Origin of the sequence: Zhongshania marina (assembly GCF_002915595.1) — a bacterium.
In the GTDB taxonomy this organism is placed as follows: Bacteria; Pseudomonadota; Gammaproteobacteria; order Pseudomonadales; family Spongiibacteraceae; genus Spongiibacter; species Spongiibacter marinus_B.
On record NZ_PQGG01000007.1, the window covers coordinates 295,912 to 308,679 of the forward strand.

The 12,768-nt window shown below is 49.2% G+C and carries 11 protein-coding genes; 2 read left to right on the forward strand and 9 right to left on the reverse strand.

Annotated elements, in window-relative coordinates; translation table 11 throughout:
• Positions 1-48: 48 nt before the first annotated feature.
• Genes ftsX through ftsY form a run of 3 tightly spaced genes read right to left on the reverse strand, consistent with a single transcriptional unit; the run spans position 49 to position 2,859 of the window.
• Entirely contained in the window at positions 49-1,080 is a 1,032-nt protein-coding gene (gene ftsX, locus C0068_RS03360) for a permease-like cell division protein FtsX (protein ID WP_103683078.1), read from the reverse strand.
• On the reverse strand, positions 1,067-1,747 hold the full coding sequence (gene ftsE, locus C0068_RS03365; RefSeq protein WP_103683079.1) for a cell division ATP-binding protein FtsE: 681 nt from the start codon (positions 1,745-1,747) through the stop codon (positions 1,067-1,069). The genes ftsX and ftsE overlap by 14 nt, the downstream gene beginning before the upstream one ends.
• A complete protein-coding gene (ftsY, locus tag C0068_RS03370; protein ID WP_103683080.1) occupies positions 1,744-2,859 on the reverse strand; it encodes a signal recognition particle-docking protein FtsY in 1,116 nt (371 codons plus the stop codon). Before ftsY ends, ftsE begins: the two co-directional genes overlap by 4 nt.
• Before the next feature lie 88 nt (positions 2,860-2,947).
• On the opposite strand from ftsY, the gene rsmD reads away from it, so the two are divergent.
• A complete protein-coding gene (gene rsmD / locus C0068_RS03375) occupies positions 2,948-3,529 on the forward strand; it encodes a 16S rRNA (guanine(966)-N(2))-methyltransferase RsmD (RefSeq protein ID WP_103683081.1) in 582 nt (193 codons plus the stop codon).
• Positions 3,530-3,650: 121 nt separating this feature from the next.
• Positions 3,651-4,850, forward strand: a complete 1,200-nt coding sequence (locus C0068_RS03380) for an NADH:flavin oxidoreductase (RefSeq protein WP_103683082.1) — start codon at positions 3,651-3,653, stop codon at positions 4,848-4,850.
• Positions 4,851-4,852: 2 nt separating this feature from the next.
• Here the strand turns inward: C0068_RS03380 and C0068_RS03385 are convergent, their stop codons facing one another.
• From C0068_RS03385 to C0068_RS03410, 6 genes are all read right to left on the reverse strand, one after another.
• Complete coding sequence (locus tag C0068_RS03385; RefSeq protein WP_103683083.1) at positions 4,853-5,305, reverse strand: styrene oxide isomerase; 453 nt, start codon at positions 5,303-5,305, stop codon at positions 4,853-4,855.
• A gap of 32 nt (positions 5,306-5,337) precedes the next feature.
• Positions 5,338-5,832 carry a nitroreductase family deazaflavin-dependent oxidoreductase gene (locus C0068_RS03390; RefSeq protein WP_103683084.1) on the reverse strand — a complete coding sequence of 165 codons (495 nt, stop codon included), beginning with the start codon at positions 5,830-5,832 and terminating at the stop codon, positions 5,338-5,340.
• 140 nt (positions 5,833-5,972) lie between these two features.
• Positions 5,973-9,335: a transglutaminase family protein gene (locus C0068_RS03395; protein WP_103683085.1), complete on the reverse strand. Its 3,363-nt coding sequence runs from the start codon at positions 9,333-9,335 to the stop codon at positions 5,973-5,975.
• Positions 9,336-9,667: 332 nt separating this feature from the next.
• Positions 9,668-10,636, reverse strand: a complete 969-nt coding sequence (locus C0068_RS03400) for a hypothetical protein (RefSeq protein WP_146047834.1) — start codon at positions 10,634-10,636, stop codon at positions 9,668-9,670.
• Between the two features lie 148 nt (positions 10,637-10,784).
• Positions 10,785-12,167: a tetratricopeptide repeat protein gene (locus C0068_RS03405; protein ID WP_233208720.1), complete on the reverse strand. Its 1,383-nt coding sequence runs from the start codon at positions 12,165-12,167 to the stop codon at positions 10,785-10,787.
• The gene (locus tag C0068_RS03410) at positions 12,164-12,763 is read right to left on the reverse strand and encodes an energy transducer TonB (protein WP_103683088.1); all 600 of its coding nucleotides are present in this window, start codon (positions 12,761-12,763) and stop codon (positions 12,164-12,166) included. Before C0068_RS03410 ends, C0068_RS03405 begins: the two co-directional genes overlap by 4 nt.
• Between the last annotated feature and the right edge of the window lie 5 nt (positions 12,764-12,768).

Genomic DNA, 12,768 nt, shown 5'->3' on the forward strand with positions numbered 1-12,768 from the left:
GTTCAAGTACCAAGCAGAAAACCCACTCAACACGGGGAATTCAGCGAATCAGCGCGGCTCAATAGCCCGCAATTCACGCCCCACAACCAGCCATGCGCCCAATAAACCCAGCATGGCAGCAAATAGCCACAAGACTATAGTATCAATAAAGCCGAGGCCCAATAGGTGAAAGTCACTCTGGTAAGACTGTGATAAATCAGCAATAGGGCCACTTAGCCACCACAGCCCGCTTTGCACCAAGATCCACGCCACCAAACCACCACCAAGACCGTACCACAATCCGGTGTACAAAAATGGTCTGCGCACAAAGGCATTGGTGCCCCCGACCAGCTTAACGACAAGAATTTCCGCCCGTCGCCCCTCTATTGCCAATTTAATGGTATTACCAATAATGAGTAATACACCGACCGCGAGCATGGCACCAAGCGCCAAGGTTAAACGGCGCCCAAGCTCAGTAATACGATTTAAACGCTGCAACCACTCCATATCTAGCTTTGCCAATTCGACTTCTGGCAATAGCCCTAGCGAGGCCTGCAATTCCGTCACTGCCGCAGCAGAAACATTGGCCTCACGGGGAGTCACCACGATTAAGCTGGGCAGCGGGTTGGCATCGAGCTGATCAAGTACGTCGCCAAACCCCGAACTAGCGCGGAATTCTTCTAGCGCGGCATCTGGAGAAATATAGTCCGCCGCTACAACGCCATCGCGCTCAGCAATATTGCGTCGCAACACCTCGGCCTGCCCGCTACTCACGCTGGGCTTTAAAAATAGTGATATACGCGCTGCGCCTTCCCAACCGTCACTAACCGCATCGATATTATTCAAGCCTACGTAGAGGCTTGTTGGCAGCGCCAAGGCGATAGCGATCACTAAGGTGGTCATGATAGTGGTTGCCGGACGAGCGACAAGACGACGCAAACTGTCTATTGCCACCTGTTGATGGTGGCTGCGGTAGCCGGCTAGGCGGTCACTTAAACTGGTTTTGTGCTTACGCGCACCCTTGATATCTTTTTTGCCGGCAGGTGCCTGCAATTGGCCCAAGCGGCGCTTATTCATTCTATTCTGCTTATTCGGGGACATTGTCATCCCCTCCCCGTGTGACCAGCTGCCCATTGCGCAAGGTCAGCAGACGATAGGGCATCCGCGCAATCAAACCGAGGTCGTGGGTGGCGATAAGTACGGTCACGCCGACCTGCTTAAACTGCTCAAACAAATGCATAATTTCAGCGGACAATTGTGGGTCAAGGTTACCCGTGGGTTCATCGGCCAATAATAAGGCAGGCTTATTCACCACCGCGCGGGCAATCCCCACCCGCTGCTGCTCTCCCCCAGACAGGGTAATAGGGTTTTTCCGCTCCTTATCTAGCAGGCCCACCTTGTCTAAGGCCGCCCGCACCCGACGGCCGATGTCGCGATGACCATAACCAGCAATAATTAGCGGCAGCGCAACATTGTCGTAGACGGTGCGGTCGAACAACAACTGATGATTCTGAAAAACCACCCCAACATCGCGGCGCACCTCTGGTATGCGGCGCGCCGGTAGGCTCGACAGATTCCGTCCACCGACAATAACTTGTCCGGAGCTGGCTCGCTCCATCACCATAATCAGCTTGAGCAAGGTGCTTTTACCAGCGCCACTGTGGCCGGTTAAAAAGCGCATTTCGCCACGGGGAATATGGAAGCTCAGGTTAGTGAGCGCTTCATAACCGCCTTCATAACGCTTGCAAACCTGATCAAATTCAATCATTGCTTTTGCTGCCACCCAAATAAGGCACCAACAAACTCATTGGCCCGGAATGGGCGCAAGTCCAAAATACCCTCGCCCGCGCCAATAAATCGAATCGGAATACCAAGCTGCTTGCTAATCGCAAAAACAATACCGCCCTTCGCGGTGCCGTCGAGCTTCGTTAAGGTCAAACCGGTAACACCCACCGCCTGCTGAAAATGCTTGGCTTGGGACAGCGCGTTTTGACCTGTGCCGGCGTCTAAAACCAGCATCACCTCATGGGGTGCATCTGGGTCTAACTTTTTAAGCACTCGAACGACTTTCTTCAATTCTTCCATCAAATTGTCTTTGTTGTGCAAGCGGCCGGCCGTATCGGCAATCAAAATATCGACATCTCTTGCCTGCGCCGCCTGCAGAGCGTCAAACAGCACCGAAGCACTGTCGGCACCAGTGTGTTGAGCGATAACGGGAACATCGTTACGCTCACCCCACACCTGAAGCTGCTCTACCGCCGCCGCGCGGAAGGTATCTCCCGCCGCCAGCATGACCGAGCGGCCGCCGGCCTGAAACTGCTTAGCCAGCTTGCCGATGGTGGTGGTCTTACCAACACCGTTAACCCCAACCATTAAAATAACATAGGGTTTGTCGCTAACAGGAATGACTAACTCCTCTTCTGCAGCGGCAAGCATAGTGCTTAGCTCCTGCTGCAAAGCGATATATAAGGCTTCTGGGTCATTTAGCTCTTTGCGGGACACGCGGCTAGTCAGATTGCTAATGATCTCTTGGGTCGCGTCGACACCCACATCAGCCATCAGCAAATGGGTTTCGATTTCTTCCAGCAGCTCGTCATCAATTTCTTTGCGGCCGAGGAATAAATTGGCCATCCCCTCGCCAAGCTGCGCGCCGGTCTTACTCAGACCTTCACGGAAGCGAACCAGCAGTGATGCCTGCTCTTCTGGCGACAATTCCAGATGTTGCCAAGGCGCCACCTCAGCATCATCGATAAAGCCCTCTGCTGCGGCTAACGCGGCTTGGTCTTCTTCTGAGCCAACAAAAGACTCTTTAAAACGGGTAAATAAACCCTTCTTTTTAACTTCCGGCTCTAGTTCCGACGGTGTCGCTTTATCTGTCATGCAGGTATATAAATTCCAAGGTAAGGTTTACAGCAAAAATAAAAGCCTTATCCTACCATTTCTCTGAGTAACTGGCACCGGAATACCCATGCGCAAACCGCAAGGCGACAACAAAGCAGCCCAAGGCATGCTAAGAATCATCGGCGGCCAATGGCGCAGCAGAAAACTGCACTTTCAAGCCGCAGAGGGACTGCGCCCCACCAGCGACCGGATTCGGGAAACCCTCTTTAACTGGCTTAGTCCCCACATTCACGGAGCTCACTGCCTAGATTTATTCGCAGGATCTGGAGCACTTGGCCTTGAGGCGCTGTCCCGCTACGCCGCACATTGTGATTTCGTCGAAACCGACAGCACCACATGCCGGCAAATACGTGATCACCTCACCACCTTAAAGTGCAATACCGCAGCGGTACACTGCCAAACTGCACAATCGTATATCGCCGCTAACGATATAAAACACAGCATTATTTTCCTCGACCCACCATTTCACAAACAGCTATTAACACCCATCATTGAAGCCTTAGCCGGTAAATCCTTGGGCGATGACACGCTCATTTATATTGAAACCGCAGCAGACGAAGCCTTGCCGCTACTGCCAAGCCATTGGCATACCGACAAAGAAAAAAAGGCCGGCCACGTTAATTACCGCCTGATCTCCGTTCACAATTAAATACACAGCACAGAGTCACACCCCGTCGTTTAAACCAACTAGCCCGAACTGAGTATTCAATTCACCCCTCGCCGCAACAACAATAGAGAGAATTCAACACATAATAAAAATGGACGGGCTTATGAGCGGCACCCAACACGGCATTGCGGATTGTTTTTCTCCTGCCTCTATCAACGGTCTTCAGCTCAAAAACCGCTTTATCAAGGCGGGCACCTTCGAAAATATGACCCCCAGCGGTGTACCCGGCGCGGCACTCAATAATTTCCACGGCACCTTAGCTGATGGCGGCATCGCGATGACGACCTTAGGTTACTGCGCCGTGGAAGCGGATGGCCGCCTAAATGAAGGCATGATGTATATGCATGAGGGCATCCGCCCGCAACTCACTGCGCTGATTTCTGATTTGCATTCCCGTGGCACCAAGGTGTCTGGACAAATGGCACACTGCGGGGGATTTTCAAAGAACAGTGAACTCCGGCGTCGGCGACCACTAGGCCCAAGTTTTGGCTTAAACGGCCTAGGCTTATCTCGCGGCATGTTGTTTTGCGACGCCATGACCCTCAGCGATATCGACGAGCTTATTCAACATTATTACCAAGCCGCAGTTTTTATGAAGTCGGTAGGCTTTGACGCCCTAGAAATTCACTTTGGTCACGGCTACGGCCTCTGCCAATTTATGAGCCCGAAAACAAATAAGCGTAAAGATAATTACGGCGGCAGTTTTGAAAACCGCATGCGACTTCCGTTACAAGTCTTAGCCGCCGTCCGCGATGCAGTCGGCGAAGACTTTCCACTGCTGGCAAAAATCAGCATGACCGAAGGTGTGCGCGGCGGCCTTCATTACGATGACGCTATTGAGATCAGCAAGCTATTAGATAGCGCCGGTATAGACGGCATTATCACCAGCGGTGGCACCAGCACAATGAACCCCATGATTATGTTCCGTGGCGGCAATATATTGCCCGGCATGTTACGCACAGAAAAAAGTCGCGTAATGCGCTTGGCATTGCGCATGATGGGAAAATCCATGTTCAAAGATTACCCCTACCATGAGCTATATTTTTTAAAACAGGCGAAACGCATCCGCGAAGCGGTGTCCTGCAAGATGATCTACGTTGGTGGCGCAAGCAGTAACGCAAGCTTTGCCACACTCATGGAGCAGGGTTTTGATTTTATACAGCTGGGCCGAACCTTGCTTAGCGATCCCGACCTTCCAAACCGCGCGCAAGCAGACGCCAATTTCATAAGCCGCTGCACCCATTGCAACGACTGTGTAAGCACCATAGAAAGTCCGCAGGGGATTCATTGCACTCAATTTTAAATTTATGTTTTATTTTTCTGATGCCCGAATAAATTAAATATAAAAATAGCGAAGGAAAAAATGGGTAGGGTGCCGGGAATATAAAAGCCATACACCACAAAGGCTTCTAAGGGGGTTTCTGGCACAATTAGCCGCTTAGCAATAAATAAAGCATTTATAATTGGACCAATGATATTGGCGTAGCAACCCAATACTAAAATAATTCGCGCCGCATTAATAAACCGCGCCTCCACGTCAATGCGCAACCACACTCCCGCCACAGCCAAAACGACTAAACCATTCGCCAGCCCTTCCATATGAGCAAATCGCCAAGCGCCATAAGTAGGACTGCTCATATCTTGTGTCGCCGCGGCAATAGAAAAACCGATTCCCGATAGCAGACCCAAAAACAAAATGATAACGCCATGCAGCGCTAAACGGCGCTGCTGTGATACGGCGATAGAGGCATCCGACATGGCTGTATTCCTTATTATTTTATAGAACGGAATTACCGAGGCTTACAGATAAATACCGGAATATCGCGATCTGTACGCGCTTGGTATTCATCAAAATCGGGATACAAACTTAAGAGGTGCGGCCACAGCTCGCGCTTCTCTTCATCGCTAGCTTGGCAGGCCAAATACGACTGCGTCACACCGCGAACCATAATATCAATCTCGGGTGTTGCCGCGATATTAAAATACCACTGTGGATGTTTTTCCATCCCCCCTTGCGAGGCAACCAGTAGTTTGTTTTCTCCCCAAGGCAGATGAATCAAGGCAATTTCACGGCGCGCGCCGCTCTTTCTTCCGGTCATTCCAACAATGCAAATCGGGTAGCCACCGGGGAAGTTCTTTAGCAGGCGACCGCCACTTTTTTTGTAAACCCAAACATTAAAGCGAGTGTAGTGCTTCATCACCCGCTGAATAAGCCTTTGCCATTTCAATGGGATTTCGTCGACGTCCTCGCGACGCGTTTTTACGTAATCGAGCTTATTCGGCATATTATTATTCTCAGGATGATTAACTCGCTAATCTTAAGTGAATTCACGCGGCAAGAATGTCGTCCATCTGGAGGACATACCTCCTAAGAAGATAAAAAAGACCTGTTAGTTAGCGCTAACAGGTCTTTTTTAAAGCAACACTAGCCAATCCAGTTGGGTTTGCGGCGCAAGTCGAGCGTATGCGGATACTCCCCAAGGGACTCCTCTGGCGGTGGCGCCATAGGCCGCGGCGGCTCGGAGAAAAACTCTCGCACAGCATCTAAATCCGGCCTTGGCGTGTACGGTCCGGGCGTATGTGCCACGGTGCTAAAGCGATTCCCACGGCGAGACTCCGCCTCAAATGCATTTACAGGGAAAGTTTCATACGTTCGGCCGCCCGGGTGCGACACGTGATAACTGCAACCGCCTACAGAGCGCCCCGTCCAAGTATCAATCAAGTCAAACACCAAGGGTGTATGCACACCAATTGTTGGATGCAGGGCAGATGGCGGCGCCCAAGCACGATAGCGCACACCAGCCACATACTCACCGTGACGCCCCGTATTAGCCAAAGGCACCCTACGACCATTACAGGCCAGTACGTAGCGACTATCCGTCAAGCCCGTCAGTTTTACCTGTAAACGCTCTACCGATGAATCAACGTATCGCGCCGTACCGAAGCTTCCGATTTCTTCGCCCAGTACATTCCAAGGCTCAACCGCCCAACGCAGCTCTATTTCAATCTCGTCGAGCTTTACGCGACCATAGTGCGGAAAGCGAAACTCTTCAAAGGGAAGCAGCCACTCGGCCTTAAAGGGATAGCCGGCACGCTCGAGCACCGCAACAACATCTTTCATGTCTTGCCATAGATAATGTGGCAGCATAAATTTGTCGTGTAATGCCGTACCCCAGCGAACCAGCGGCTTTTTGTAGGGCTCATTCCAAAAATAAGCAACCAAGGTTCGTATCAAAAGTGCCTGCACAAGCGACATACGACTGTGCGGTGGCATTTCAAAACCGCGAAACTCCAATAAACCTAAGCGACCAGTTGCACTGCCTGGTGCATACAGTTTGTCAATACAAAACTCGGCGCGATGGGTATTGCCGGTAATATCGATAAGCAAATTACGCATCAACCTATCCACCAGCCAAGGCTGATCTGCCAACCCATCTGGCATTTGCTGGAATGCAATTTCCATTTCGTACATCATTTCATCACGACCTTCATCAGCCCGCGGGGCCTGACTAGTCGGCCCAATAAATGCACTAGAAAAAATATAAGACAAGCTCGGGTGATGCTGCCAAAAAGTCACTAAACTGCGCAGTAGATCCGGGCGTCGCAAGATCGGACTATCACTCGGCGTCACGCCACCCAGCGTAATATGATTACCGCCACCCGTGCCGGTGTGGCGACCGTCTAACATAAATTTCTCAGCGGCAAGGCGTGACTCTCGCGCTGCGGAATACAGCTCGGTAGTGTTAGCAACCAGCTCCTTCCAGCTAGAAGTAGGATGAACATTGACCTCAATGACACCTGGGTCTGGGGTCACCAATAGCTTTTGCATACGGGAGTCACGGGGCGGCTCATACCCTTCCAAAATCACCGGCACGCCCTGCTCTTTGGCGGTCTCTTCAATGGCAGCAACCAGCTCGATATAGTTTTCCAAACTATGCAAGGGCGGCATAAATATATGCAGCTTTCCGCCTCGCGCCTCAATACACATTGCCGTCCGAATTAGTGTCTGTGGGTACTTAAGCTTTTCTGCCACCGTTTTAGATGCATTCTGTAAACGCTGCGGCGTTGGCGGCTTAGCTTCTGCAGGGAAATGAATATCTTGCCGAGGCTGCAACGGACTGCGCTCTTCAAACGGATCGCGATCTGGCTGAATTTCTGGCTCTTCTAACTCAGGCAAATCGCCTAAGGGGAGGCGCAAACCCATAGGGGAGTCACCGGGCGTTAAAATAAGGCGCTCGCGTTTTACATTCCAAATACTACTTCGCCACTCCCCCGCAACAATCTCCCAGGCAAGCGGAATGATATAGCCAGTGGGGTCTTTAAAGCCCTGCTCGAGTAAACGAGCGAGACGCCGACGACCGAGATCGTCGCTGATTTTGGCGGCAAGAATATCGATATTTTTAGGTATTTTTTGTTCCTGCAACAAATAGTGCAAAGCGTCTTCGTATGCAGCTTGAACGTAGTCCGGCGCCAAGCTCAATTTAGCTGCCAAGCTCAATGCGAATTTTTCTGAGGTTACTAAATTGTGGCCGTAATCCTTGTCGACTCTGGCCAGTAGTTCTGGGTCTAGCCATAAAGGCTCATTGTCTTTCCGCCAGAATAAACCAAGCGCCCAGCGGGGCACCTCCTCCCCCGGATACCACTTCCCCTGGCCATAATGTAATAAGCCCTGAGGGGCGAAATGATTTCGCAGTTTTAGCAATAGGGTTTTAGCGAGACTTAATTTCTCGGCACCAAGTGCATCGGTGTTCCACTGGGGCGATTCCATATCGTCAATGGATACAAATGTTGGCTCGCCCCCCATCGTCAGCCGAACATCGTTCTTTATTAAATCTTTATCGACCTGTTCACCGAGTAATAAAATGTCCGCCCACTGATCGTCGCTATAAGGCTTTGTCACTCGTGGGTCTTCATGTACCCGCTCAACCACATTGGAATAGTCAAACTCTACCTCGCACTCGTCGGTAAAACCCTCTATTGGCGCTGCAGATACTGGGTCGGGTGTACACGCCAGCGGAATATGTCCCTCACTTGCAAATAAACCCGATGTCGGGTCTAAGCCAATCCAGCCTGCTCCTGGAATATAAACCTCACACCATGCATGTAAATCTGTAAAATCTTTCTCAGGACCACTCGGGCCGTCCAAGGATTTTTCGTCCGAGGTCAATTGCACCAAATAGCCCGAAGCAAATCGCGCTGCGATTCCCATATGCCGGAACAATTGCACAGCCAACCATGCGGAATCCCGGCAAGAACCTTTGGCTAATTGCAATGTTTCTTCCGGCTCTTGCACCCCAGGCTCAAAGCGAAGGCAATACTCAATTCTCTTTTCAAGGATTTGATTCACTTCAACCAAAAAGTCGTTAACTGGCCGCTTTTCGGTCGATATAGATTTCAGTAATTTAGTAAATAACTTGCCCTGTTTCTCCTTAACCAAATACGGCGAAAGCTCTTTTTTTAGCTGTTTTTTGTAGTAAAACGGAAATTTTTCAGCGTATTCCTCTACAAAAAAATCAAAGGGATTAATAACCGTCATATCGGCGAGGACTTCTACCTCTACCGAAAATTTTTCCGTTTTTTCAGGGAATACAAGCCGAGCAAGATAATTTCCGAAGGCGTCCTGCTGCCAATTTAAAAAGTGCGTTTCCGGCACAATTTTCATGCTGTAACTATGGATTGGCGTTCGGCTGTGGGGAGCAGGCCGCAGACGTATCACATGCGGGGACAGGTTTACTAAGCGATCAAAGCTATAGTAGGTCTTGTGATGAATAGCCACGCGAATTGTCATTACTTCTCCTGCGAATATCGCATTTATGTCAACATCCGTTTAAATATCGTTTTGCGCCAAGCACGCGATTCATTCTACTCATTCATACTGAAATGATTCACGGCGATCAAGTATAGGCAATGTGCTTTACAAGTCAGCGACAATATAGAGCTTCTGCTAATGCGCCTGTAGCCTAGAGCAAACAAACGCTAACATTACTCACCGCAACTCTCGTTACTCTTTCTAGCACACATCGCGCCAACTACCCTTATTCCCCTCTCAATCGAAAAGGGCATCTCTCTTCAAAGTTTTGTAGAAGCTGGGATGATTAAGGGTGAAATAATAGACTAAGGCTACTCAGAGAAATAAACATCTAGGGCAATTGTAAAGCTAGCCTCGGCATTCCAACCGTCATCTTTTGGGAAGAACACCTCAGGGCTGGCCGTCAGAAAAATCCAGTCCTCATACAATTTGTAACTGTAACTGGTGCCAACAAAATACGCTGTCATTTGTGTTCGAAACTCGGTCGAAAATACCGCCCCGACGCGGTATTCCAGCTTAGAACGATCAGACAAGCTCTGATTCAATGACAACACATGTACGTTTTCAAAGAAATCATACTGATCTTCGAATTCAAGTACGGTTAAGTAATTTAACCGAAAGCGCTCACTTAATGGGCGTTGTATTTCAAACTCACTCGTTGCTCCCCAACCGCGGTCACTGAAATACCATATTTCTTGAGTGAACTCTGGCAGCCATTCACCCCATGCTTCCATAGGTCTTCGCAAGCGATAACGCCCAAAGGTAACCAGCGGCGCCCGCAGCTTAATACCGAGGCGGGCGGAGCGTTTCCACTTATTCCACTCATCATCCGGTGTTATCTCGATACCAGAGACAGACTCTTTACGCCTAAAGCGTTCACCGGTGGAATTACTTCTTACACGCTCTTCTAATGAATTCTCGGTGTATTCATCACTACTAAAAAACAGTTTTGCTTTGCGCTGAGTATTAGGTAAATCGAACTTTGCCTTTACTCGGACATCCGTCTGAATATCACCTCGCTCCTCCCAAGTCTGCTTGAGCTGAAGCTTCACATAGCTTTCGTTTTTATAGTCAGGGGGGGCATTTTCCTTGCTGAAGTAATGATCGACGCCTTCTGCGAAATCTACCCAACGCTCCGACCATGTATCTCTTGTAGATTCTGCACCAGACAAGGTGCGACTGAAAAAACCAGCTTCTGGCTTATCTGAATCAAGTGACTCACTAGCAGATAGCGGGCCAGCCAAGAATATAACTGTCACGAGCAGTAGCGCTACTTTCACGTAAACTTCTCGAGACCACATACACTTTATTGCTCTAACGAATTTCTAATTGGCAATATAACTATAGGAATGGAATTCACATCCGTCCAATACAAATACAAAAAAGGCACCCGAAGGTGCCTTAATAGATTGCGCTTTAGATGTTCAATTAGCCATCTTTTAATGCTTCTTGACGCTCTAGCTCTTTTGCCATGAACTCCATCCACTGCTTAGCATAAGCTGCAGACTTTTCACTTTTAGCAGCTTCTTTAAACGCTTTACGCGCTCCTTCATATTCTTGAAGGTTGAAGCGAGCCATTCCTAGCACAAGGTAGGCGTTGTCTGGACGTTTAATATCACCTTTTTTGAACGCATTCTCTATGGCTTTCTCCGCCTTATCGAATTCGTCGTTATCAAGGTAGATACTGCCCAAACGCGACCACAACTCACCCTTATCGGATTTCGCTGCAGCTTTTTCCATTTCTGGAATTGCCTTCTTCAACTCTTGAGCTTGACGCCAAGCATTGCCAAGTAGCTCAAGGTTTTTAGAGGTCGCAGGCACATCGCCTTTCTTAATAGCTTTATCAAGCACTTTAGCTGCTTTATACGGCACTTCCTGAGACAGGAATAGATAAGCCATATTAATCAGCTCTTTATCATTATCCAGAACACCTTCGGTGTAAGCGGTCTCCATTGCTGCAGTCGCTTTATCATCCATTTTTAGCTCGTTGTACATTGAGGACAACTGCAGCCAATAGGCTTTCTTCTGGTAATGCTTAAGCGTTTCTTCAAGAATCGCTGTTACACGCTTGATATCATTTTTCTCGTAGTACAAGTAGCGCTGTAAACCCCACCACTGCTCTTTAGGTACCTTTCCACGACTAGTGTAATCATTAATAGCCACTTCAATGTACTTTAAGGCGCGATCAAGATCTTTAAGCTGGTAATAACCCTGGGATAGAAGTGCATAGGCACCCGCACCTGGATCTTCACCTAGAGCTTGCTTAGCTTTAAACCACTCCAGCAATGTAGAAACACCGCCTTTATAGTCCTCTTTCACGAAGTAAAGCTGAGCAATGGTGTACTTGGTATTCAACTCCATTGCTTCCGGAATATCCGGCTGCTTCACAACATTACGATATGCATCTAGCGCTAATTGATACTTTTCCTGAGTAAAGTATATAAACGCATACATATTGTAGAGGTTAGCAAGCTCATAGCTATTCAGTGAGTTCCGTCCTTCTGTATCACGGAGATCATTGAGTAGCTTGATGGCTTCGTTGTACTTTTTAGCGTCCGCCGCTTCCTGCGCTGCATTTAGTTTTTCATAAATTTTGGCGCGGATAGCTGGCGTTTTACGTGTGCTGCGCTTGGGCTTTTCTTTCTCAGCGGCGTGGGCAATGCCCACGCTCTGCTCACCAAGTAACGGCTGTAAGGATGAACTTACAAGAGGCATGGCAAACACTGTAGCTACACCGAGAGCGATAGAACAACCCAGCTTGACCAACACTGGACGCAACGTTTTAGTGCTCAAGTGATAATCAGACATCATTTTTCCAACTCATAAGTGAACCGGTTTTGTATGCCCGGCACCTCAATAGGCTCGCCGTCAGACACACGCGGTTTGTACTTAAACTTCTCAGCCGCTTTAATTGAAGCCCGCTCGAAATAGCCGGAAGGCTCACAATCCACCGCAACGATATCCCGAGTAGTACCCGCTTTGGTTACAGTGTACTCAACCGTACAGTAACCAGTGACACCACGACTTTGCGCGCGACGCGGATAAATTGGGGCAACTTTAACGATTGGCAAGTACTCACCGTCAGAGGCTGAAAGCCCACCGGCAGTATTTGTCAGATCGACGGCCTGAGTTGGAGTCATATTGACAACATCCAAGTTCGGATTGATGTCTTCCATCTCAGGTTGCTCCATATCCGGTGGCGGCTCATCAGGCTGCTTCGGCTTATCGGGCTTGCTGTCTTTCATTGTTTCAATTTTGGTGTCTGGCATTTGTATATCGGCCAGCTTCGTACGCGGTTTTTCGTCCAGCGTCTTGTCAGCTATCTCGATAAGGTACGGCATTATGATGAACAGCGTAGCCGTCACCAAAAATGCCAATGCAGCACCTATTAATAGTCGAATATTCATATTGA

What these genes read in the sequence shown, in the direction of transcription:
- ftsX (WP_103683078.1), bottom strand. Translation starts at nt 1,080, where the DNA reads ATGTCCCCGAATAAGCAGAATAGAATGAATAAGCGCCGCTTGGGCCAA.
- ftsE (WP_103683079.1), bottom strand. Translation starts at nt 1,747, where the DNA reads ATGATTGAATTTGATCAGGTTTGCAAGCGTTATGAAGGCGGTTATGAA.
- ftsY (WP_103683080.1), bottom strand. Translation starts at nt 2,859, where the DNA reads ATGACAGATAAAGCGACACCGTCGGAACTAGAGCCGGAAGTTAAAAAG.
- rsmD (WP_103683081.1), top strand. Translation starts at nt 2,948, where the DNA reads ATGCGCAAACCGCAAGGCGACAACAAAGCAGCCCAAGGCATGCTAAGA.
- C0068_RS03380 (WP_103683082.1), top strand. Translation starts at nt 3,651, where the DNA reads ATGAGCGGCACCCAACACGGCATTGCGGATTGTTTTTCTCCTGCCTCT.
- C0068_RS03385 (WP_103683083.1), bottom strand. Translation starts at nt 5,305, where the DNA reads ATGTCGGATGCCTCTATCGCCGTATCACAGCAGCGCCGTTTAGCGCTG.
- C0068_RS03390 (WP_103683084.1), bottom strand. Translation starts at nt 5,832, where the DNA reads ATGCCGAATAAGCTCGATTACGTAAAAACGCGTCGCGAGGACGTCGAC.
- C0068_RS03395 (WP_103683085.1), bottom strand. Translation starts at nt 9,335, where the DNA reads ATGACAATTCGCGTGGCTATTCATCACAAGACCTACTATAGCTTTGAT.
- C0068_RS03405 (WP_233208720.1), bottom strand. Translation starts at nt 12,167, where the DNA reads ATGATGTCTGATTATCACTTGAGCACTAAAACGTTGCGTCCAGTGTTG.
- C0068_RS03410 (WP_103683088.1), bottom strand. Translation starts at nt 12,763, where the DNA reads ATGAATATTCGACTATTAATAGGTGCTGCATTGGCATTTTTGGTGACG.